General features: G+C 62.9%; 20 protein-coding genes. 14 read left to right on the forward strand and 6 right to left on the reverse strand.

The annotated features are described in order from the left end of the window. The first annotated feature begins 101 nt into the window (after positions 1–101). The 3 genes from RA26_RS18100 (at position 102) to RA26_RS23375 (ending at position 3146) form a co-directional block, all read left to right on the forward strand. A complete protein-coding gene (locus tag RA26_RS18100) occupies positions 102–914 on the forward strand; it encodes a TIGR00282 family metallophosphoesterase (protein WP_039186113.1) in 813 nt (270 codons plus the stop codon). Between the two features lie 209 nt (positions 915–1123). Continuing rightward, positions 1124–2902, forward strand: coding sequence for an SLC13 family permease (locus RA26_RS18105; RefSeq protein WP_039186117.1), 1779 nt, complete (start codon positions 1124–1126; stop codon positions 2900–2902). A 118-nt stretch (positions 2903–3020) separates the two neighbouring features. Next, a complete protein-coding gene (locus tag RA26_RS23375) occupies positions 3021–3146 on the forward strand; it encodes a hypothetical protein (protein ID WP_275041647.1) in 126 nt (41 codons plus the stop codon). 21 nt (positions 3147–3167) lie between these two features. On the opposite strand, the gene RA26_RS18110 is transcribed toward RA26_RS23375, so the two are convergent. Continuing rightward, positions 3168–4943 carry an SLC13 family permease gene (locus tag RA26_RS18110; protein ID WP_039186119.1) on the reverse strand — a complete coding sequence of 592 codons (1776 nt, stop codon included), beginning with the start codon at positions 4941–4943 and terminating at the stop codon, positions 3168–3170. A 122-nt stretch (positions 4944–5065) separates the two neighbouring features. Between RA26_RS18110 and RA26_RS18115 the strand changes: the two genes are divergently transcribed. Together RA26_RS18115 and RA26_RS18120 are read left to right on the forward strand one after the other, a co-directional pair. Continuing rightward, positions 5066–5806 (forward strand): YebC/PmpR family DNA-binding transcriptional regulator, encoded by a 741-nt coding sequence (locus tag RA26_RS18115; RefSeq protein ID WP_039149004.1) that lies wholly within the window; start codon positions 5066–5068, stop codon positions 5804–5806. A gap of 85 nt (positions 5807–5891) precedes the next feature. Beyond that, entirely contained in the window at positions 5892–6365 is a 474-nt protein-coding gene (locus RA26_RS18120) for a GNAT family N-acetyltransferase (protein WP_039186122.1), read from the forward strand. 24 nt (positions 6366–6389) lie between these two features. Here RA26_RS18120 and RA26_RS18125 read toward each other — a convergent pair whose 3' ends face one another. The 3 genes from RA26_RS18125 to RA26_RS18135 are packed head-to-tail and all read right to left on the reverse strand — an operon-like array spanning position 6390 to position 8845. Beyond that, positions 6390–7238, reverse strand: a complete 849-nt coding sequence (locus RA26_RS18125) for a COG3904 family protein (protein ID WP_039186404.1) — start codon at positions 7236–7238, stop codon at positions 6390–6392. A 13-nt stretch (positions 7239–7251) separates the two neighbouring features. Further along, positions 7252–7944 carry a nitroreductase family protein gene (locus RA26_RS18130; RefSeq protein WP_039186124.1) on the reverse strand — a complete coding sequence of 231 codons (693 nt, stop codon included), beginning with the start codon at positions 7942–7944 and terminating at the stop codon, positions 7252–7254. A 16-nt stretch (positions 7945–7960) separates the two neighbouring features. Next, entirely contained in the window at positions 7961–8845 is an 885-nt protein-coding gene (locus RA26_RS18135) for a LysR family transcriptional regulator ArgP (RefSeq protein ID WP_039186132.1), read from the reverse strand. 89 nt (positions 8846–8934) lie between these two features. Here RA26_RS18135 and RA26_RS18140 point away from each other — a divergent pair, with 89 nt between their 5' ends. The 4 genes from RA26_RS18140 to RA26_RS18155 all read left to right on the forward strand — a co-directional run bounded on the left by RA26_RS18140 (position 8935) and on the right by RA26_RS18155 (position 12622). Then, on the forward strand, positions 8935–9537 hold the full coding sequence (locus RA26_RS18140; protein WP_039186135.1) for a LysE/ArgO family amino acid transporter: 603 nt from the start codon (positions 8935–8937) through the stop codon (positions 9535–9537). Positions 9538–9621: 84 nt separating this feature from the next. Continuing rightward, complete coding sequence (locus tag RA26_RS18145) at positions 9622–10566, forward strand: pirin family protein (RefSeq protein WP_039186137.1); 945 nt, start codon at positions 9622–9624, stop codon at positions 10564–10566. A gap of 50 nt (positions 10567–10616) precedes the next feature. Continuing rightward, positions 10617–11537, forward strand: a complete 921-nt coding sequence (locus tag RA26_RS18150; protein ID WP_052272486.1) for a DMT family transporter — start codon at positions 10617–10619, stop codon at positions 11535–11537. Positions 11538–11602: 65 nt separating this feature from the next. Next, complete coding sequence (locus tag RA26_RS18155; RefSeq protein ID WP_039186143.1) at positions 11603–12622, forward strand: DUF1036 domain-containing protein; 1020 nt, start codon at positions 11603–11605, stop codon at positions 12620–12622. Positions 12623–12633: 11 nt separating this feature from the next. Here RA26_RS18155 and betI read toward each other — a convergent pair whose 3' ends face one another. Then, positions 12634–13209, reverse strand: a complete 576-nt coding sequence (gene betI, locus RA26_RS18160) for a choline-binding transcriptional repressor BetI (RefSeq protein ID WP_039186145.1) — start codon at positions 13207–13209, stop codon at positions 12634–12636. Positions 13210–13368: 159 nt separating this feature from the next. Here betI and RA26_RS18165 point away from each other — a divergent pair, with 159 nt between their 5' ends. From RA26_RS18165 to RA26_RS18185, 5 genes are all read left to right on the forward strand, one after another. Further along, entirely contained in the window at positions 13369–14577 is a 1209-nt protein-coding gene (locus RA26_RS18165) for a choline transporter (RefSeq protein WP_039186146.1), read from the forward strand. Between the two features lie 124 nt (positions 14578–14701). Continuing rightward, entirely contained in the window at positions 14702–16210 is a 1509-nt protein-coding gene (betC, locus tag RA26_RS18170; protein WP_039186148.1) for a choline-sulfatase, read from the forward strand. A gap of 56 nt (positions 16211–16266) precedes the next feature. Further along, positions 16267–17724 carry a betaine-aldehyde dehydrogenase gene (gene betB / locus RA26_RS18175; protein WP_039186150.1) on the forward strand — a complete coding sequence of 486 codons (1458 nt, stop codon included), beginning with the start codon at positions 16267–16269 and terminating at the stop codon, positions 17722–17724. Positions 17725–17831: 107 nt separating this feature from the next. Beyond that, complete coding sequence (gene betA / locus RA26_RS18180; RefSeq protein ID WP_039186152.1) at positions 17832–19487, forward strand: choline dehydrogenase; 1656 nt, start codon at positions 17832–17834, stop codon at positions 19485–19487. Positions 19488–19651: 164 nt separating this feature from the next. After that, positions 19652–19891: a YdcH family protein gene (locus RA26_RS18185; RefSeq protein ID WP_039186153.1), complete on the forward strand. Its 240-nt coding sequence runs from the start codon at positions 19652–19654 to the stop codon at positions 19889–19891. A 75-nt stretch (positions 19892–19966) separates the two neighbouring features. Here RA26_RS18185 and RA26_RS18190 read toward each other — a convergent pair whose 3' ends face one another. Then, positions 19967–20446 (reverse strand): hypothetical protein, encoded by a 480-nt coding sequence (locus RA26_RS18190; RefSeq protein WP_039186155.1) that lies wholly within the window; start codon positions 20444–20446, stop codon positions 19967–19969. Between the last annotated feature and the right edge of the window lie 8 nt (positions 20447–20454).

A 20454-nucleotide genomic window follows, 5' to 3' on the forward strand; every position in this document is an offset into this window, starting at 1 on the left:
CAGCCAAGATTTTTCGAAAAATCTTGGCAAAATTTTTTGAAAAGTTTTGCGCGGCCAACGCGGCTCTTGTCCTGAGACCGGCAACCGCGTACCACGCCGCAATGCGAATTCTGTTTCTTGGCGATGTGATGGGCCGCGCCGGGCGCCGAGCCATCACCGAAACCCTGCCGCGGCTGCGTGATGAGTGGCGGCTCGATTTTGTTGTGGTGAACGGCGAAAACGCCTCCAACGGCATGGGGCTGAGCGGCGAGCACGCCAAGCTTTTGCTGGATGCGGGCGTCGATTGCCTGACGCTGGGGGACCACGCCTTTGATCAAAAAGACATGCTGCAGTTCATCGAGAAAGAGCAGCGCATCATACGTCCTCTGAACTTTGCCAAGGGCGCGCCTGGCCGCGGCTACAGGCTGTTCACCGCGCCGGGCGGACGTAAGGTGCTGGTGGTGCAGGCGCTGGGGCAGGTGTTCATGAAACGCGCCTTTGACGATCCCTTTGGCGCGGTGGAGGCGGTGTTGAAGTCGCATCCCCGCGGCGGGCTGGCGCAGGCGGTTATCGTCGATATGCATTGCGAGGCCACCTCCGAGAAGATGGCGATGGGCCACTTCTGCAATGGCCGCGCATCGCTTGTCGTGGGCACCCATACCCATGTCCCGACAGCAGACGCGCAGATCCTGTCAGAGGGTACTGCCTATCTGACCGACGCGGGCATGTGCGGCGACTACAATTCCGTCATTGGCATGGATAAGGCCGAGCCGATGCGCCGGTTCCTGACCGGCATGCCCAAGGCCCGCTTTACCCCGGCGAATGGCGAGGCGACGCTGTCCGGCGTGTTTGTCGAGACCGATGACCGCACCGGCGCGGCCAAGCAGATTCGCATGGTGCGCAACGGCGGTCTGCTGCAGGAAGCTGCCCCCTAGGCTGCACTTTGAGCCCTTGGCCCGGCTTGTTGACGGGAGGAATTGCCGCTGTGGCGGCCGTTTGCCGTAAAAAATCCCGAATGCAGGCGGTTAAGCGGCTGCAATTGCGGAAATTCTTGCTCAGGCTTCCGGTTTCGGGGAAACTGCGCGATGGCGGTGCGTCTGCAGGGCGCAGTCTGCCTTGAACAAAATGGGCAAAGTCACGGTATATGCAATACTTCCAACTTGGTGACACCGGCAGCGCGTTTTTGGCGCTTGCAATAGTCCTGGCGATGTTCGTGGCATTCCTGCGGGAAACCTATCCGACCGAAGTTGTGGCGCTGACCGGCGTGGCGGCGATGCTGGCCACGGGCATTCTGCCCTATGGCGAGGCGCTGCCGGTTCTGTCCAACCCGGCACCCTGGACCATTGCCGCGATGTTCATCATCATGGGTGCGCTTGTGCGCACCGGGGCGCTGGATGCCTTTACCCAGATCGCCAAGAAACAGGCGGAGGTAAACCCCAAGCTGGCCGTGGCCCTGCTGATGGCGTTTGTCGTCACTGCCTCTGCCGTGGTTTCCAACACGCCGGTGGTTGTGGTGATGATCCCGGTCTTCATCCAGATCGCCCGCACCCTCAATGTCTCCGCCTCTAAGATGCTGATCCCGCTCAGCTATGCGGCGATCCTTGGCGGCACCCTGACGCTGATCGGGACTTCGACCAACCTGCTTGTGGATGGTGTGGCCCGGGCGCAGGGGCTGAAACCTTTCACGATCTTCGAGGTCACCCCGCTGGGGCTGATCCTTGTTGCCTACGGTATGATCTACCTGCGCTTTATCGCGCCGCGACTGCTGCCTGCGCGCGACAGCATGGCAGAGCTGCTGAGCGACAAGTCGAAGATGAAATTCTTTACCGAGGCGGTCATTCCACCCGAAAGCAACCTCATTGGCCGCGAAGTCACTGGCGTGCAGCTGTTCAAGCGTCCAGGCGTGCGCCTCATCGACGTGATCCGCGGCGATGCCTCGCTGCGCCGCAACCTCAAGGGCGTGGAGCTGCAGGTCGGCGACCGGGTCGTGCTGCGGACCCGGATGACAGAGCTTCTGAGCCTGCAATCCAACAAGGAGCTGAAGCGGGTCGATCAGGTCTCCGCCATCGAGACCCAAACTGTCGAAGTTCTGATCACCCCCGGCTGCCGCATGGTGGGCCGCAGCCTCGGCGCCCTGCGCCTGCGCCGCCGCTATGGTGTCTACACGCTGGCGGTGCACCGGCGGAACCAGAACATCGGTGTGCAGCTCGATGACCTGGTGGTGCGGATCGGTGATACCCTGCTGCTGGAGGGCGCGCCCGCCGATATCCAGCGCTTGGCGGCTGACATGGACCTTGCCGATGTCTCGCAGCCGACCCAGCGCGCCTACCGCCGCAGCCACGCGCCGATTGCGGTCGTTGCGCTGCTTGGCATCGTGCTGCTGGCCGCCTTCGGGGTTGCGCCGATCCTGATGCTGTCGCTGCTGATGGTGTCGCTGGTCTTCATAACCCGATGCATTGACGCGGATGAGGCGTTTTCCTTTGTCGACGGGCGGCTGCTGGCGCTGATCTTCTCAATGCTGGCCATCGGAGCGGCGCTGGAAAGCTCAGGCGCGGTGGCTCTGATCGTCAACGCCATCGCGCCAGGCTTGTCGATGCTGCCGCCGTTCCTGCTGGTCTGGGCGGTTTATCTGCTGACCTCGGTGCTGACGGAACTGGTGTCCAACAACGCCGTTGCCGTGGTTGTCACCCCGATTGCCATCGGCCTCGCGCAGGCGATGGGGGTGGATCCGCGCCCCCTTGTGGTGGCGGTGATGGTGGCAGCCTCGGCGTCCTTTGCGACCCCGATCGGTTATCAGACCAACACGCTGGTTTACGGCCCCGGCGGCTATAAATTCACCGACTTCCTGCGCGTCGGCATTCCGCTGAACCTGACCGTCGGCATGGTCGCCTCGCTGCTCATTCCGTTCTTCTGGCCGCTCTGAGCCTGCCCAAGCCAGCAAAAAAGGCGGCGAAAAGCCGCCTTCTGTGACCGTGGTTACATGAAACTGTTAAACTATTGCCCATATGGAGAGGAGCAGTGTCTTCACAAGGGCCAGGACCATGAGTTTCAGAAAAGTGTTTTTGTTTGTCGTTCTCGCAGGCTCCACTGCGATTGCTCTGGTGTCGCAAGTCCAGACCACCGGTGCCGCCCGCGCACTCCCGGTTGAGCAGGAACAGTCGCAATAAGCGGCTGCCTCCGCGTGGCCCTTACAGGGGCCAGAAAACCAGAATGGCCGGTATGGACACGGCGATAACCAGCGCTTCCAACGGCAGTCCCATCCGCCAGTAGTCGCCGAAATGATAGCCGCCAGGCCCGAGCACCAGCGTGTTGTTCTTGTGCCCGATCGGGGTCAGGAACGCGGCTGAAGCTGCCACTGCCACCGCCATCAGGAAGGGGTCCGGAGAGACCCCTAGCGTTTCCGCCATCTGGATGCCGACAGGCGCTGCCACAATCGCCGTGGCGGTGTTGTTCAGCACATCCGACAGGGTCATGGTGACCACCATCAGCACCGTCAGTACCGCCCAGGCGGGCAGGCCCGCGGTCAGCCCGGTCAGTGCATTGGCAATCAGCGCTGTTCCGCCGGATGTGTCCAGCGCCGCCCCCAGCGGGATCATTGACCCCAGCAGAACCACGACCGGCCATTCCACGTGGTCATAGATCTCTGCCACCGGCAGGATCTTCAGCAGCACATAGCCGATGGCCACCAGCCCCAGCGCCACCGGCAGGTACAGCAGCCCGACAGAGGCCGCCAGCACTGCGGCGGCAAACAGCCCGATGGCGGCCCAGGTCTTGTCATTGGCGGTCACCGCCAGCCCGCGCGCGGCCAGCGGCAGGCAGCCCAGCCAGTCCGCCACATCGGCGCTGCGCCCGCGCGGTGTCAGCAGCAGCAGGATATCACCGGCCTGAACCTCTGTCTGACGGATATGGCGGGTGATCCGCGTGCCCTGGCGGGAAATCCCCAGCAGCACCGCGCTCTGGCGCCATGCCAGCCCGATGGACTGCGCGGTCCGCCCGCGGATGCGTGCGGTTTCCGGCACCACCAGTTCTGTCAGCTCCAGCCCTTCGCCTGCCGCCGTCAGCTTCTCGGCCCGCGCAGCGTCGGCAAACTCCAGCTTCAGCGCGCTGCGAAACTCGTCCAGCGCCTCAGGCTCTGCCTCGATCACCAGGGTGTCGCCCTCGCGCAGCGTGGCCGCGGCGGAGCGCCCATAGCGCCGCTTGCCGTCCCGGATCAGGCCCAGGATGGCAACATCGGCCTTCTCGGCCTCTTCATCCAGTTCCCCCAGCCGCTTGCCGATCAGCTCAGAGCCGTCGCCCACCGTCAGCTCGGCGATATAGGGCGCCAGCTGCGCCTCCGAGGCACCGGCTGCATTCTCCCTCGCGGGGATCAGCCGCCAGCCGATCAGTGCTACAAAGGCAAGCCCCGCCAGCGCGGCAATCCCGCCGACCGGGGCGAAATCGAACATCTTGAACGGCTCCCCCAGCGTCTCGCCGCGGATTGCGGCGATGATAATGTTGGGGGGCGTGCCGATCAGCGTGACCATGCCGCCCAGGATGGTGGCAAAAGACAGCGGCATCAGGCTGAGCCCCGGCGCACGGCCCGCCTTCCTGGCGGTTTGGATGTCGACTGGCATCAGCAAGGCCAGCGCAGCCACATTGTTCATGAAGGCAGACAGCACAGCGCCAACCCCGCCCATCAGCGCGATGTGGCCGCCCAGACCGCGGGCGCTGTCCACCAGCGTCCGGGTGATCAGGAACACGGCGCCGGACCGCACCAGCCCGGCGGAGACGATCAGCACCAGCGCCACCACCAGCGTTGCCGGGTGCCCGAAGCCCGCAAAAGCCTCGCCCGCAGGCACAACCCCCAGCACCACGCCTGCCATCAGCGCGGCAAAGGCCACCAGATCGTATCGGAAACGCCCCCACAGCAGCAGGGCAAAGACAGCAGCAAATAGCGCAAACAAAACAGCTTGATCATATGTCATGACGCCAGCTTATCCCCGAAACCCCGCGGAACAAGGGCAAAGCGGGGCAGGGGCGCTTGAAAGCCGGCGCATCCCAAGGCTATATGAGCGCCAATTCAGATATACAGCAGCAAGGATGCACCATGGCAGGCCATTCAAAATGGGCTAACATTCAGCACCGCAAGGGCCGTCAGGATGCGGCACGGTCGAAACTGTTTTCCAAGCTGGCCAAGGAGATCACCGTGGCCGCCAAGATGGGCGACCCCGATCCCGACAAGAACCCGCGCCTGCGCCTGGCGGTCAAGGAAGCCAAGTCGCAATCCGTCCCCAAGGACGTGATTGAACGCGCCATCAAGAAGGCCATCGGCGGCGACGCCGAGAACTATGACGAGATCCGCTACGAGGGTTACGGCCCCAACGGCGTTGCGGTGATCGTCGAGGCGATGACCGACAACAAGAACCGCACCGCCTCCAACGTGCGCTCTACCTTCTCCAAGAACGGCGGCAACCTGGGTGAGACCGGGTCGGTCGGCTTCATGTTCGAACGCAAGGGCGAAGTGACTTACCCGGCCTCCGTCGGCGACGCCGACACCGTGATGATGGCCGCGATCGAAGCCGGGGCCGAGGATGTCGAAAGCTCCGAGGACGGCCACATCATCTACTGTGCCGACAGCGACCTGAACGATGTCTCCAACGCGCTTGAGACCGAACTGGGCGAATCCGAGTCGACCAAGCTGGTCTGGAAGCCGACCACCACTACCGAGCTGGACTTGGAAGGCATGCAGAAGCTGATGAAGCTGGTCGATGCGCTGGAAGATGATGACGACGTCCAGCGTGTTACCACTAATTTTGAGGCCACCGACGAGGTCATGGCGCAGCTCTGAGCCGGCTCTTGATGCGATTTCCAAGGCCCGCCAGACCGGCGGGCCTTTTGCTTTCAAGCGCACGAAAAAGAACAAGGGCCACCTAATGCAGATCAGAGAGTTCCGTCCCGAAGACGCCGCAGCGCTTGCGCAGATATTTCATGCTGCAGTGCACGGAATCGGTGCCAGTGACTACAGTCCGGAACAGGTGAGCGCCTGGAGCCCGGAGCCTGCCCCGGCAGAAGTGTGGGCCAGCCGCGTCGCCGATGGCCGCCGGGTGTTTGTCGCCGTGGATGCTGGAAACCAGCCGCAAGCCTTCATCGAGCTGGAGACGGATGGCCACATCGACTGTTTCTACTGCCACCCGCAGGTTGCGGGCACCGGTACCGGAGCGATGCTGTACGAGCGGCTGGAAGCCGAAGCCCTCAGCCTCGGTCTCACCGCACTTTATGTGGAGGCCAGCGAGGCTGCCCGCCGGTTCTTTCTGCGCCAGGGCTTCACCGTTGAGGCCCGGCAGGAAATCAGACGCCGCGGTGTAACCTTGCATAACTACCGGATGACCAAGCCGCTCAGCGGCTGACTTGCTGGGCCGCAGCGCCGGTGATCAGCGCGTGCCCGGGTGGATGAGTCCGCCGCGGTGCAACTCATCTCTTCCCGGCAGCCACAGTTCCGCGCTTGGCACCGCAAATATCCGGTCGGTAAATTCGGCACTGACGCCTTGCTGCAGCAGGAAGGCGCGGTCTTTCTCTTGTTCCTGCTGCAGGTCGATCTGCGGCAGACCGCTCTTGAACTGCAGTGCATAGCTGTGAAAACCAAGCTGCCCGTCCGGCCCCAGGCTGCGTTCCGTGCCGGCGGCAAACATCAGCGTGCAGGCCGAGGCGCACACGCCGGTGGCGCGGGTGTCCCAGCCGTTCTGCCGGATCAGCCGTGCTGCGCCGCGGGCCTCTGCAATCAGTCCGCCGGAGCCCTTCAGCGCAATTTGAACCACGCCGGGGTTCTCCTCGGCCAGCTGCCGCATCCGCTTGGTCAGGCCAAAGGTGATTTCGCCGTCAAAGATCAGCGCCCGGCCATCGGCAGACACCGACAGGCTGTAAAGTGCCTCGCGCTCCTTCCGCCGCTGTTCGGCATAGGCGGGCTCCTCCACCGCCCGGGCAATCAACAGCGCATCCCACCACTGCGTCAGCGCGGCAAAGCCCGCAAACAGCAGCAGCAGGTAGCCGCCCCAGACCGGCGCCATCGCGCCGGTGCTCTGCACATGGGCATCGGCACTGTGCAGAAAGGCCCTCGCCTGCCACAGAAGAAACAGCCCGTCCGCTGCCATCAGCGCGAAGGCCAGCGGCACCGGAAGGCGGATCCAATGGTTGAGAGCCAGCCACACCAGCAGCACAGCCGCCCGCGGCAGCACCACCTGCAGCGCCAGGCTGCGGGGCAGGGAGGCCGGGCTTCCCGTCATCTGGCAGGCGGTTTCATTCAAACACCTGGCAGATCTGATCCAGCGGTTTCTTCATCTTGGCAACGGCGGGCACCATGGCATCCGCCACCGGATGACCAACCGCGATGATCATCGTCGGCTTTTCCGACGCCGGGCGGCCCAGGGCGCCGTTCAGGAACTTCATCGGGTTCGGTGTGTGGGTCAGTGTGCACAGCCCCGCCGTATGCAGCGCCGTCAGCAGCACACCGGTGGCAATGTTCACGCTTTCCGGCACGTAATAGTTCTTGTATCGCGTGCCATCGTCAAACTCGCCCCATCGCTGGGCAAAGACCACGATCAGCCAAGGCGCGGTGGTTAGGTGCGGTTTATCCTCATTGGTGCCGATCGGCTCCAGCGCCTTGATCCACTCATCACCGGCGCCGCCGGCATAAAACCGGCGTTCTTCCTCTTCGGCCTCTGCGCGGATTTGCGACTTCAGCGCAGGGTTGGAGACCGCGGCAAAGAACCATGGCTGGTGATTGGCGCCCGAGGGTGCGGTTCCAGCAGCGTGGATGCATGTCTCGATCACCGCCCGCGGCACTGGCTGTTCGGTGAAGTCCCGCACAGTGTGCCGCCGCTGCATATGCGCCAGGAAGGCACCTGCCTTTTCCTGCATCTGAGCGTCAGAATACATCGCCCTGTCGGGGAGTGGCATCGGATCATAGCTAAGCGCATCTTTGGCAAACATAGGCGGTCTTTCCATATTAGCTTTGCGTCAAATACTGTCTTGCCGATTTCTGCACGGCGCGGGTCACCTCGGCAAGAGCCGGGGCCATCACGCGCGCCACCTGCCAGGTGAGCGGCACCGGCAGCGTTGTGTCCGGGATCAGCGGCACCAGGCGTCCGGACCGGATGTCTTGCTCAACCATTGCCAGCGGGTTCATGCCCCAGCCCAGGCCCGCAGCAGCCGCATCAATGAACGCCTGGGTCGATGGCAGAAAATGCGCGGGCGGTGCCAGACCGGGGGCCACATTGCGCTCCAGCCACAGCCGCTGCAGGTTGTCCTTGGCGTTAAAGATCAGGCAGGGGGCCTTTGCGGCGGCCTCCGGCGTCACCCCGTCGGGAAACCAGCGCGCCATAAAATCCGGGCTGGTGGTTGCCACGTAATCAGGCGCGCCCAGCGGGTAGGCGTCAAACCCGGTCACGGGTTTTGAACTGGAGGTCACCGCCGCGGAAACCTCCCCGCGTCTCAGCCATTCCGCGCTGTAGTCCTGATCATCGACCAGCAGGTCGAACAGCACGCCCTCCACCGCCGCCATCGCATCGATGAACCAGCTCGCCAGGCTGTCGGCATTGACCGCAATCCGCAACCGCACCGGGCCGTGGCTTGCTTCTAGCGCCAGCTCCCGCGCCAGCTGCGCCTCCAGCAGGCCAATATCTTCGGCATGTTTGGCAATCCTGAGGCCCGCGACGGTGCCAGTGCAGGGCGACCCGCGCAAGACCAGCGCGGTGCCGGTCCTGTCTTCCAGCGCCTTGATCCGCTGTGAAATGGCTGAAGGTGTCACATTCAGGGAATGCGCCGCCGCCTCAAACGAGCCAAGACGCAGCACCGCGCTCAATGCTGCCAGCTGGCTGGGATCCATCTGCATTAGCAACTCTAATCTGACCTGAAAACCTTTAACTGGATTAATGGGTGGGCGAGCAGTAGTCAAATCCCAGCACAACGAAGGAGACTGCAATGCCCCCCAGCCTGATTGCCGGATTTGCCCTAGGCCTCAGCCTGATCATGGCGATCGGCGCCCAAAACGCCTTTGTCCTGCGCCAGGGGCTGCGGCGCCAGCATGTGTTCTGGATCTGCCTCACCTGCGCTGGTTCGGACGCGCTGCTGATCACCGCAGGTGTTCTTGGCTTCGGTACGCTAGCGGTGGCCGTGCCCTGGTTCGAACAGGCGATGCGCTGGGGCGGTGCCGCCTTCTTGATCTGGTACGGCGCCCGCGCGTTGCGCGCCGCCTGGCGGGGCGGCGAAACGCTGGAGGCCGCGCAGGAGGGTGCTGGCGCAGCCTTGTTGCCGGTGCTAGCCACCGTGCTGGCGCTCACATGGCTGAATCCGCATGTCTACCTCGATACGGTGGTGCTCCTTGGCTCGATCTCCGCCCAGTATTCCGACCCGCTGGTCTTTGCCGCCGGAGCCGCCATTGCCAGCTTCACCTTCTTCTTCACGCTGGGTTATGGCGCCAGCCTGCTGGCCCCGGTCTTTGCCCGCCCGCGCGCCTGGCAGGTGCTGGATGCCATCGTCGGTCTTACCATGTGGGCGATCGCCGCCAAGCTCCTCCTGATGTGACGAACAGCACCTGTGCACCGGCGGGCCTAACGCCGACGCAGAAATGCCCTACCTTTGCTTCAGGTCAGCAGACAGGAGGAAAGGATGAGCTGGAACCCGGCACTGGAACCGCAATGCCCTGATGCGGGCAGCCTTGATGCGATCGAGACGGTGATCATTCCGCGCGCCCGTGATATCGGCGGATTTGAGGTCCGCCGCGCGCTGCCCGCACCGCGCCGCCAGATGGTCGGGCCGTTCATCTTCTTCGATCAGGCCGGGCCTGCCGAGTTTCTGACAGGGCAGGGCATCGATGTGCGCCCGCACCCCCATATCGGCCTCGGCACCGTAACCTACCTGTATCAGGGAGAGTTCGAGCACCGGGACTCTCTGGGCACCCACCAGATGATCTACCCGGGCGAGGTGAACTGGATGGTGGCAGGCCAGGGCGTCACCCATTCCGAGCGCACCTCTGCCGCCACCCGCCAGAACCCAAGCAGCCTGTTCGGTATCCAGACCTGGATCGCGCTGCCCGAAAGCCACGAAGATGTTCCCGCCGCCTTTGAACACCACGGCAAGGAGGCGCTGCCGGTGCTGGAGGGCGAAGGCAAGACCGTGCGCCTGATCCTTGGTAATGCCTGGGGTGAGAAAGCCCCGGCAACCCTTTATTCGGAAACCTTTTATGCCGATGTGGTGCTGCACCCGGGTGCCAAGCTGCCTCTGCCCTCCGATCACGAGGACCGGGGGCTCTATGTCACGCAAGGCTCGGTGCAAATCGCTGGCGATACCTTTGAGGCGGGCCGCATGATGGTGTTCCGCCCCGGCGACGAGATCACGGTGACCGCCGGGCCTGAGGGCGCCCGGCTGATGGCGCTGGGCGGCGAGACGCCGAACGGGCCGCGCTACATCTGGTGGAATTTCGTCGCCTCCTCGCGCGACCGGATCGAAGCGGCCAAGGTTTCCTGGGCTGCAGGCGACTGGCAGCATGGCCGCTTTCAGCTGCCGCCCGGCGATGACGAAGAATTCATCCCGCTGCCCGAGGGCCGGAAATAATTCACATGTGAAGTCTTGCGCCGCCGCCCGAACGGGTGTTCTGTCAGCCCATGAGCCAATCCGCCGCCCCCGTTCAGCACACACAGAACCCGCTCAGGGGCGTGTTCTGGATGGTTGTGACCGGCCTCTGCTTCGTGGCGGTGACGGCGCTGGTCAAGTCACTCGGCACCCGTATCCCGCCCGCCGAAAGCGCCTTTCTGAGGTATCTTCTAGGGCTCGTGTTCCTGATCCCGATGGCCGGCGCGCTGCGCAGGGCGCATCTGACCCCACGGCTCTGGGCGTTGTTTGCAGGCCGCGGCGTGGTGCATACGGCGGGTGTGATCCTGTGGTTCTACGCCATGACCCAGATCCCGCTGGCTGAGGTCACGGCGATGAACTACCTCTCTCCTGTTTATGTCACCCTGGGCGCGGCGCTGTTCCTGGGCGAGAAACTGGCCTTCCGCCGCATCACCGCAATCGCCGTGGCCTTGATCGGGGCAATAATCATCCTGCGCCCGGGTTTCCGCGAAGTCTCGCCCGGCCATATCGCGATGCTGTTCACCGCGATTTCCTTTGGCGCCTCCTACCTGATTGCCAAGTTCACCGTCGGCAGCAACAGCCCGGCGGTTGTGGTGGGGATGCTGTCTGTCTTCGTGACCATCGGCCTCGCCCCCTTTGCGCTGGCGGTCTGGGTGGCGCCGACACTGGCAGAGGTCGCGATCCTGTTCGGTGTCGCCTGCTTTGCCACCGCAGGCCATTACACCATGACCCTGGCTTTTGCCGCCGCACCCGTGGCGGTCACCCAGCCGGTCACCTTCCTGCAACTGGTCTGGGCGACCCTGCTGGGCGCGCTGGCCTTTGGCGAGCCTGCCGACATTTGGGTGATCTCGGGCGGCGGGCTGATCCTGGCGGCGGTCAGCTTCATTTCCTGGCGTGAAGCCAGGATAAAAAGAAAACAGCTTTCATCCTCCGGTAATGCTCCTGGCGTTTGATCGTCTTATGGATGTTACAAATATTGGGTAACGTTCCGATCTCACGGACGCTCGCGGGGGGGCGGATGACGAAATGCCTTTGGCTGCCGGCCCTGCTGCTGGCAGCACTCCTTGATATGACAGCGGCGCAGGCCGGGCCTCGGATCTGTAACGATACGGAGGCTCTGCATCACCTGGCGCTGGTCTTGCGTGACGGCGGCAGCTGGGTTGCACAGGGCTGGCAGCACCTGCATCCGGGGGATTGTGCGGACCCGGCCCCGCCAGAGTATGAGGGGAAGTTCCTCTATTTCCGTGCAGAAAGCCCGGGATACCGTTTCCGGCATGACAGTGTGCGGTTCTGCACCGCGCCAGACCGTTTCCGGATCCCCCATGGCGGCGAATGTACCGGACAAGGCCAGGCGTGGCGGCGGTTTGCTAAGATGCCTCTGGATATGCCAGCGCAGCAGGTTCTTCTGAGCACCCGTTCTGTAGACAGCCAAGGCGGGGCGCACGCGCCTGAACCGGATGATTTGCATCACGCGGCAGAAGGCGTGCAGCACTACACGGGCCAGGTGGTTTTTCAGGGCTGCAGGTTGAACACGGTGGAAGAGACTGTGACCTGCAAATTTATTGGAAACGGCATGGAAATCGGCTCCGATGGCAGGCTGCAGATAAACGATCCAGTTTTTACCTACCTGCTGGGCTTGCTGCGCGGCACCCCGCTGGAGATCGACGGTGAAATGACGTCAAGCTTCGGTTCGTTCGGCGAGCTGGATCTGCACAGTGTCACTCCGCGCATCCCGAACCGGTTCGACAAGATACTGCAGAAGATGCAAGGTGTTTGGCAGTCAGAGCGCAGTCCGCTTGACAGGTTTTCTATCTCAGGCGCTGTGCGCCGGGTCAGTTACGCCGGGCGCCGGATGACACCGGAATTTGTCTCGGTCCAGGACAATTGCCAAGGCACCGAAGGTTCGGATTTCCTGCTGGCCTGGGACAGTCTGCGCGGCTCCAGCCTGTGTTACCAAATCAAATCCCTGACCGATGAGAGAATGACGCTGGTCTACCTGCCGCGCGGCATCCGGCTGGATTACCAGCGGGTGCCATAGTCTGGTCAGTCTCAGGGGATAACCAGATCAACCACCCGGTGCGCCGCGGCGCGGGCTTCGTCCGGATCCAGTGCATCTTCCGACTGCGCGGCTTGCAGCCAGACCCCGTCCATATAGCACTGCAGCGCCTGCCGGGCGGTCTCCACCCGGTCCGCAGGCAGCAGCGCCCGCAGCTCAGCCAGGAAATGGCTGCGCACACGGGCGCGGTTGATTCGGTGCAGGCGGCTGAGGCGTGGCGAATAGGGGGCATTTGCCCAGAACTGCATCCAGATGCTGCACTGGGGAACGGTGAACAACCCGTCGGCAAAGTTCGCATCCATCACCGCATAAAGCCGCTCGCGCGGGGTGCGCGCGGTTGCATATCCCTCGCTCATTGCGCGGCGCAGCTTGCCCAGAAGGTGCAGCATGGTGGCTTCCATCAGCCCTTCCTTGGAGCCGAAATAGTAGTTGATCGAGGCCGCAGAAGCCCCGGCCTCCCGCGCGATTTCCGCCATGGTTACAACACCGTAACCGCGTTTGTGCACGGCAACGATAGTGGCTTCGATCAGCTCTTCGTTGCGGATGTCCCGGATGCGTTTCCTGCTCATGATTAAGTTGTGCGGCAATTGGGCCAGCGTTTCAACTGTTGTTCGCGCGATTCCGAAACTTGAATGACCGTTTAAAAAACTGTTTGGCGGCTCAGCCCGCTGTGATATGTACTCCTTCCATGTCTTAGGGCGGAAACCGTCCGGAAATGGGAGGGACATATGACTTCAATCATCTCGTTCGGGATTCTGCTGGCCTTTGCGCTGGTGGCGTTCTGCGTGATCAAGTGGTGGAACGTCCGCAATGTCGGCGTAACCCCCGTTCACCTTTTCACCTTCATCGCAATCCTGTTCACCTCCGGTCTGGACGTGGGCCTGATCATGTTCCCGCTGGCCTGGGACTTCCCGCTCTATGCGGACACCGCGGCGGAACCAGCCTATGGCTTCACCAACCCGCTGGCGCTGGAATTCGGCTTCTGGGGCTTCCTGATCTGGGGCTTCTACTTCCTGACGACCTTCTATTTCTGCGTGATCGAACCGCGGGTGAAGTTCTTTGAGATCCCGCTGGTGAAATGGATCAACAACATCGTGATCATCGGAACCTGCGCCTTTACCGGCGCGCTGTTCCTGATCTACCTGCCGTATTACGCCACCTTCATGGGTGACGGCGAAACGGTGATCCCGGCCTTCTATGTCATCACCTTCCTGGTGATCCTGTTTGCCGCCTTCTCCTCCACCGACATCAAATACGTCCGTATCCTGTCGGTTGGCTCCACCGTTCTGTTCCTGGCGCTGATCCTGGGCATGTGGGCCTATGCGGGCATGGGCCTGGGCGCCTTTGCCGACACCGCAGGCAACATCGGCGGCTACTTCGCCAACATCCACAAGTTCATCCTGCCGCTGACCGACTACCACGAGTTCTACCTGTTCTGGTGGTTCGCATGGTCGATCATGATCGGCCAGTTCACCTCGCGCTTTGTCGGCGGCCTGCGCACCTGGCAGGTTCTGGCAGCGCTGCTGATCTTCCCGTCGATCCCGCTGGGGGTGTGGTTCTCGGTTCTGTACTACTACCACCTGAACAGCATCGAAACGACACTGCTGATCAACGTCTCCATGGTCGCGGTGGGCATCATCTTCGTGGTCAACTCCTTTGACTCGCTGATCCGCCTCTACACCGACAACCTGAACCTGTCGGCCAAGCGTTTCGGCACTATCCCTTATGTTGTTGGCAACGCCGTTGTGCTCTTCGGCCTGACTCTGGCCTTCCAGAGCCAGTGGCTTCAGATCCAGTGGATCGGCACCGTGGTCATCGGCATCTATGTCGCCTGCCTTGGCTACATCGTTCTGTTCAAGCGCAGCGAAGTGATGAGCATCGACGCCTCGCCCGAGGAAAACACGCTCGACTTCGAAAAGATCAAGACAGCCCACTAAGGGCGGTCTCCCGGCTGGCCCCCAAGTTTCCCCGAATGAGGGGACCAGCTTTTAACTGCCTGGCAGCGCTTTCGGGTCTGCCAGGCGCCTTTGCAAAGCATCGCCAATACTTGGGAGGTCCGCGATGAGTGCCCCGAATATCCTGATCCTGATGGTTGACCAGTTGAATGGGACGCTTTTCCCGGACGGCCCCGCCGAATGGCTGCATGCGCCGAACCTGAAGAAACTGGCGGAACGCTCCACCCGCTTCAAAAACGCCTATACCGCGTCGCCGCTCTGCGCGCCGGGCCGCGCCTCCTTCATGTCCGGCCAGCTGCCCTCGCGTACTGGCGTCTATGACAACGCGGCGGAATTCCGCAGCGACATCCCGACTTATGCCCACCACCTGCGCCGCGCCGGTTACTACACCTGCCTCTCGGGTAAGATGCACTTTGTCGGCCCCGACCAGCTGCACGGGTTCGAGGACCGGCTGACCACCGACATCTACCCGGCCGACTTCGGCTGGACCCCGGACTACCGCAAACCGGGCGAGCGGATCGATTGGTGGTACCACAACATGGGGTCCGTTACCGGGGCAGGGGTGGCGGAAACCTCCAACCAGATGGAATACGACGACGAGGTCGCCTACAACGCCACTGCCAAGCTTTATGAACTTTCGCGCGGTCTCGATGACCGCCCCTGGGCACTGACGGTCTCCTTTACACATCCGCATGACCCCTATGTGGCGCGCAAGAAATACTGGGATCTCTACGAGGACTGCGAGCACCTGCTGCCGCAAGTCCCGGCGATGGACTACGAGGACCACGACCCTCACGCCAAGCGGATTTTTGACGCCAACGACTGGCGCAGCTTCGACATTACTGAAGAGAACATCAAACGCTCCCGCCGCGCATATTTCGCCAATATCTCGTACTTGGATGACAAGATCGGCGAGATCCTGAACGTGCTGGAAACCACAAGGCAGGAGGCAATCATCCTGTTTGTCTCAGACCACGGCGACATGCTGGGCGAGCGGGGCCTCTGGTTCAAGATGAGCTTCTACGAAGGCTCCTCCCGCGTGCCGCTGATGATCTCCGCGCCGGACCTGCCCGCGGGCCTGATCGAGACCCCGGTGTCCACGCTGGACGTGACCCCGACGCTGGGCGCGCTGGCCGGTGTCGATATGGCTGAAATCGAACCCTGGACCGACGGCCACAATTTGGTGCCGCTGGCCAAAGGAACGGAACGCACGGAACCGGTCGCTGTGGAATACGCGGCTGAGGCGTCCTACGCGCCGCTGGTGTCGCTGCGCTATGGCAAGTGGAAGTACAACCGCTGCACCCTCGACCCCGACCAGCTGTTCGATCTGGAGGCCGACCCGCACGAGCTGAACAACCTTGCGGACGATCCGGCCCATGCAGGCACACTGAACACCTTGCGCGCCAAGTCGGAGGCGCGCTGGAACCTGGAGACCTTCGACGCAGAGGTGCGCGCCAGCCAGGCCCGCCGCTGGGTTGTTTACGAGGCCCTGCGCCAGGGCGGCTACTACCCCTGGGATTACCAGCCGCTGCAAAAAGCCTCGGAGCGCTACATGCGCAACCACATGAACCTCGACAACCTCGAGGAAAGCAAACGCTTTCCCCGCGGCGAATAACCATAGCAACTACTCAGCATCTCCCCTGCTGAAGACCCCCGCTGGAGACACACAACATGACACATCCCGCACAGCCCAAGGCCAGCCACTTCATCAACGGCGAATACGTCGAAGATACCAGCGGCACCCCGATCCCGGTGATCTACGCCGCGACGGGTGAGCAGATCGCCACTGTCTACGCCGCAACGCCTGCAATCGTCGAACAGGCGCTATCCACCGCCAAAGAAGCGCAAAAGGCATGGGCGAAAATGACCGGTACCGAGCGCGGCCGCATCTTGCGCCGCGCCGCCGATATCATGCGCGAGCGCAACCACGAGCTCAGCGTTCTGGAAACCTACGACACCGGCAAGCCGCTGCAGGAAACCCTGGTGGCTGACGCCACCTCCGGCGCCGACGCGCTGGAGTATTTCGGCGGCCTCGCTGGCTCCCTGACCGGTGAGCATATCCCGATGGGCGAGGACTGGGTCTACACCGTGCGCGAGGCGCTGGGCCTGTGTGTGGGCATCGGCGCCTGGAACTACCCGACCCAGATCGCCTGCTGGAAAGGCGCGCCTGCGCTGGCCTGCGGCAACTCGATGGTGTTCAAGCCCTCTGAGACGACGCCGCTCTGCGCCCTGAAGGTGGCAGAGATTCTGCATGAGGCCGGCGCACCGGCAGGCATCTACAATGTCATCCAGGGCATGGGCGAAGTGGGCGGTGCGCTGGTCACCGACCCGCGCGTTGACAAGGTCTCGCTGACCGGCTCGGTGCCGACCGGCAAGAAGGTCTATGCCGCCGCCGCCGCGGGCATGAAGCACGTTACCATGGAGCTGGGCGGCAAGTCGCCGCTTATCATCTTTGACGACGCAGACATCGACAACGCCGTCGGCGGCGCCATCAACGGCAACTTCTACTCCTCCGGCCAGGTTTGTTCCAACGGCACCCGTGTGTTCGTGCAGAAAGGCATTAAGGAGAAATTCCTCGCCCGTCTGGCAGAACGCACCGGCAACGCCATCCTCGGCGACCCGATGGATGAGGCCACCAGCTTTGGCCCCATGGTCACTGAAAACCAGATGAACATCGTGCTGGGCTACATCGAAAAGGGCAAAGAAGAAGGCGCCCGCGTTGTCTGCGGCGGCGCGCGTGCGGACATGCCCGGCTACTACATTCAGCCGACCGTCTTTGCCGATGTGACCGACGACATGACCATCGCGCGCGAGGAAATCTTCGGCCCGGTCATGTCCGTCCTCGACTTCGACACCGAGGAAGAGGTGATCGCGCGCGCCAATGACACCGAATTCGGTCTGTCCGCCGGCGTCTTCACCAGCGACTTCACCCGCGCACACCGGGTGATCGGCCAGTTGGAAGCGGGCAGCTGCTTCATCAACTCCTACAACGACGCGCCGGTCGAGGCGCCGTTCGGCGGGGTAAAGGCATCGGGTGTTGGCCGCGAGAACTCGAAAGAGGCGATCAAGCACTTCAGCCAGGTGAAATCCGTCTACGTCCGCATGGGCGACGTCGAAGCAGCGTTCTGATCCGCGCATCTAGAAAACAACGGCCGGGCAGGGCGCCACGTGCGCCCGCCCAATCAAACGAAAACGGCAGCAGTCCAGAACTTCCCGCTGCCGGATGGAGAATGGAAATGAACGCGGATTATGTGATTGTCGGGGCCGGCTCTGCGGGCTGTGCCATGGCCTACCGGCTCAGCGAGGCCGGCAAGAAGGTTCTGGTGATCGAACACGGCGGCACCGATGCCGGGCCGTTTATTCAGATGCCGGGCGCGCTCAGCTACCCGATGAACATGCCGCTTTATGATTGGGGTTACAAATCCCAGCCCGAACCGCATTTGGGCGGCCGCGAACTGGTCTGCCCGCGCGGCAAGGTGATCGGCGGCTCCTCCTCGATCAACGGCATGGTGTATGTGCGCGGCCATGCAGGCGACTACAACCACTGGGCCGAGTCGGGCGCAGCGGGCTGGTCCTATGCCGACGTGCTCCCGTACTTCAAACGCATGGAAACCTGGAATGACCGCGGCCACGGCGGCGACCCGGACTGGCGCGGCAAGGACGGCCCGCTGCATGTGACCCGCGGCCCCCGCGACAACCCGCTGCATGACGCCTTCGTCAAGGCGGGCGAGCAAGCGGGCTACCCGGTCACCTCCGACTACAACGGTGAGCAGCAGGAAGGCTTCGGCCCGATGGAGATGACGGTCTACAAGGGCCGCCGCTGGTCTGCCGCCAACGCCTATCTGAAGCCCGCCCTGAAACGCGAGAACTGCGACCTGATCCGCGCTTTCGCCCGCAAGGTGGTGATCGAGGACGGCCGCGCCGTGGGTGTCGAGATCGAACGCGGCGGCAAGGTCGAGGTGATCCGCGCAAATGCCGAGGTGATCCTGGCTGCCTCCTCGCTGAACTCCCCCAAGATGCTGATGCTGTCCGGCATCGGCCCGGCCAAGCACCTGGCCGAGCACGGCATCGACGTGGTCGCCGACCGCCCCGGCGTCGGCCAGAACCTGCAGGACCACCTGGAATTCTACTTCCAGTTCGCCTGCAAGCAGCCGATCACCCTGTTCAAGTACTGGAACCTGCTGGGCAAGGGCCTTGTCGGGGCCCAGTGGATGTTCACCAAGACCGGCCTGGGTGCCTCGAACCAGTTCGAAAGCGCCGCCTTCATCCGCTCCGACAAAGGCGTCGACTACCCGGATATCCAGTACCACTTCCTGCCGATCGCAGTCCGCTACGACGGCCAGGCGGCGGCAGAGGGGCATGGCTTCCAGGCCCACGTCGGCCCGATGCGCTCCCCCTCGCGCGGCGAGGTCACGCTGGCGTCGAAAGATCCCAAGGACGCGCCGAACATCCTGTTCAACTACATGTCGACCGAGCAGGACTGGATCGACTTCCGCAAATGCGTGCGCCTGACGCGGGAGATCTTTGCCCAGGACGCAATGAAGCCGTTCCTCAAGCACGAGATCCAGCCTGGCACTGATCTGCAGACCGACGACGAGATCGACGGCTTCCTGCGCGAGCACGTGGAAAGCGCCTATCACCCCTGCGGCACCTGCAAGATGGGCGCGGCGGATGATTCGATGTCGGTCGTTGACCCGGAATGCCGTGTCATCGGTGTCGACGGCCTGCGGGTCGCCGACAGTTCGATCTTCCCGCGGATCACCAACGGGAACCTCAACGGCCCATCGATCATGACCGGTGAGAAGGCCTCCGACCACATCCTGGGCCGCCGCCTGCCGTCGTCGAACGCAGAGCCGTGGTTCAACCCGAACTGGCGTGAAGCGCAACGCTGATCCTGTTGCACTGCCAGCAAGCCGCCCGCCACCTCCCCTTTGTGCGGGCGGCTTACTTTTTCCTCAAAAATCAGCGCCTTTCCCGCATCTTTTGATCCGCGTCAAAGTTGCGGGCCGGGGAAGGCAATACCCTGCAGACGACCCTAGGAAGAAGGAGCGAGCAGGTGTCCAACACTCCCCATGAACTGGCCGAGGAATTCCCGGAAAAAGCGGCGCTGATGAGCCAGCTGAAACAGTCGGATGCGCATTTCGCCAAGCTGTCGGACGAATACCACGAAGTGAACCGCGCCGTGCACCGGGCCGAAACCAACGTGGAGCCGGTCAGCGCCCAGGCCGAAACCGATCTGCGCAAACAGCGCGCCGCGCTGAAGGACGAGATCTGGGGGATCCTGTCGAAGTCATAAGGCCCGGACCACAGTCCAGCATAGGGAAAGGAGCGCCGGTGGCGCTCCTTTTCAGCTACCAGGGCGCGGCGCGCATCACGCGCGCGTGAAATCCATAGTCCAATTCGTTTCCCAGGTCTTGCCGCCGTCCTGCGACATGGCCTGTTCCCAGCGGGGGGTCTCAGTTCGTGTGTGCAGCCAAAGAAACCTGACCGCCACGGGGTCACCCCGCAGGGTATCTTCTGCAAAGAAAGAGCCGGTACCGTCCTTGAACTTGCCGATCACTGGCACGTCCAGCTGATGCGGGTCGTTGGCTGACAACCACCATATTGCCCAGGTTTGGCTGGCCGTATCAAAAGACCGCAGCGCGATTGCCCGGTAGGCCCCGCCGGGAAATTTGAGAAGATTGTCTTCGACATTACCATTCCCGCCCAGCACAGGCCGGGTTTCCGAGGTGCCTGGGAACTCTTCCCATTCATCGCAGCCAGCCAGGCGTTCTTTCAGCCTGCGGTGACGCACATTCCATCGGCCGAATTCAAAATCGAAATCCCGGGATATGCTGAGTTTCTCTTCCATGGGGTGCC

Origin of the sequence: Leisingera sp. ANG-M7 (genome assembly GCF_000813965.1) — a bacterium.
Taxonomy (GTDB): Bacteria; Pseudomonadota; Alphaproteobacteria; order Rhodobacterales; family Rhodobacteraceae; genus Leisingera.

Coding starts and splice junctions, on each gene's coding strand:
- RA26_RS18100 (WP_039186113.1), top strand. CDS start 102: ATGCGAATTCTGTTTCTTGGCGATGTGATGGGCCGCGCCGGGCGCCGA.
- RA26_RS18190 (WP_039186155.1), bottom strand. CDS start 20,446: ATGGAAGAGAAACTCAGCATATCCCGGGATTTCGATTTTGAATTCGGC.
- RA26_RS18115 (WP_039149004.1), top strand. CDS start 5,066: ATGGCAGGCCATTCAAAATGGGCTAACATTCAGCACCGCAAGGGCCGT.
- betC (WP_039186148.1), top strand. CDS start 14,702: ATGAGTGCCCCGAATATCCTGATCCTGATGGTTGACCAGTTGAATGGG.
- RA26_RS18135 (WP_039186132.1), bottom strand. CDS start 8,845: ATGCAGATGGATCCCAGCCAGCTGGCAGCATTGAGCGCGGTGCTGCGT.
- RA26_RS18120 (WP_039186122.1), top strand. CDS start 5,892: ATGCAGATCAGAGAGTTCCGTCCCGAAGACGCCGCAGCGCTTGCGCAG.
- betI (WP_039186145.1), bottom strand. CDS start 13,209: ATGAGCAGGAAACGCATCCGGGACATCCGCAACGAAGAGCTGATCGAA.
- RA26_RS18130 (WP_039186124.1), bottom strand. CDS start 7,944: ATGTTTGCCAAAGATGCGCTTAGCTATGATCCGATGCCACTCCCCGAC.
- RA26_RS18150 (WP_052272486.1), top strand. CDS start 10,617: ATGAGCCAATCCGCCGCCCCCGTTCAGCACACACAGAACCCGCTCAGG.
- RA26_RS18140 (WP_039186135.1), top strand. CDS start 8,935: ATGCCCCCCAGCCTGATTGCCGGATTTGCCCTAGGCCTCAGCCTGATC.
- RA26_RS18145 (WP_039186137.1), top strand. CDS start 9,622: ATGAGCTGGAACCCGGCACTGGAACCGCAATGCCCTGATGCGGGCAGC.
- RA26_RS18110 (WP_039186119.1), bottom strand. CDS start 4,943: ATGACATATGATCAAGCTGTTTTGTTTGCGCTATTTGCTGCTGTCTTT.
- RA26_RS18155 (WP_039186143.1), top strand. CDS start 11,603: ATGACGAAATGCCTTTGGCTGCCGGCCCTGCTGCTGGCAGCACTCCTT.
- RA26_RS18165 (WP_039186146.1), top strand. CDS start 13,369: ATGACTTCAATCATCTCGTTCGGGATTCTGCTGGCCTTTGCGCTGGTG.
- RA26_RS18125 (WP_039186404.1), bottom strand. CDS start 7,238: ATGACGGGAAGCCCGGCCTCCCTGCCCCGCAGCCTGGCGCTGCAGGTG.
- betA (WP_039186152.1), top strand. CDS start 17,832: ATGAACGCGGATTATGTGATTGTCGGGGCCGGCTCTGCGGGCTGTGCC.
- RA26_RS18105 (WP_039186117.1), top strand. CDS start 1,124: ATGCAATACTTCCAACTTGGTGACACCGGCAGCGCGTTTTTGGCGCTT.
- RA26_RS23375 (WP_275041647.1), top strand. CDS start 3,021: ATGAGTTTCAGAAAAGTGTTTTTGTTTGTCGTTCTCGCAGGCTCCACT.
- betB (WP_039186150.1), top strand. CDS start 16,267: ATGACACATCCCGCACAGCCCAAGGCCAGCCACTTCATCAACGGCGAA.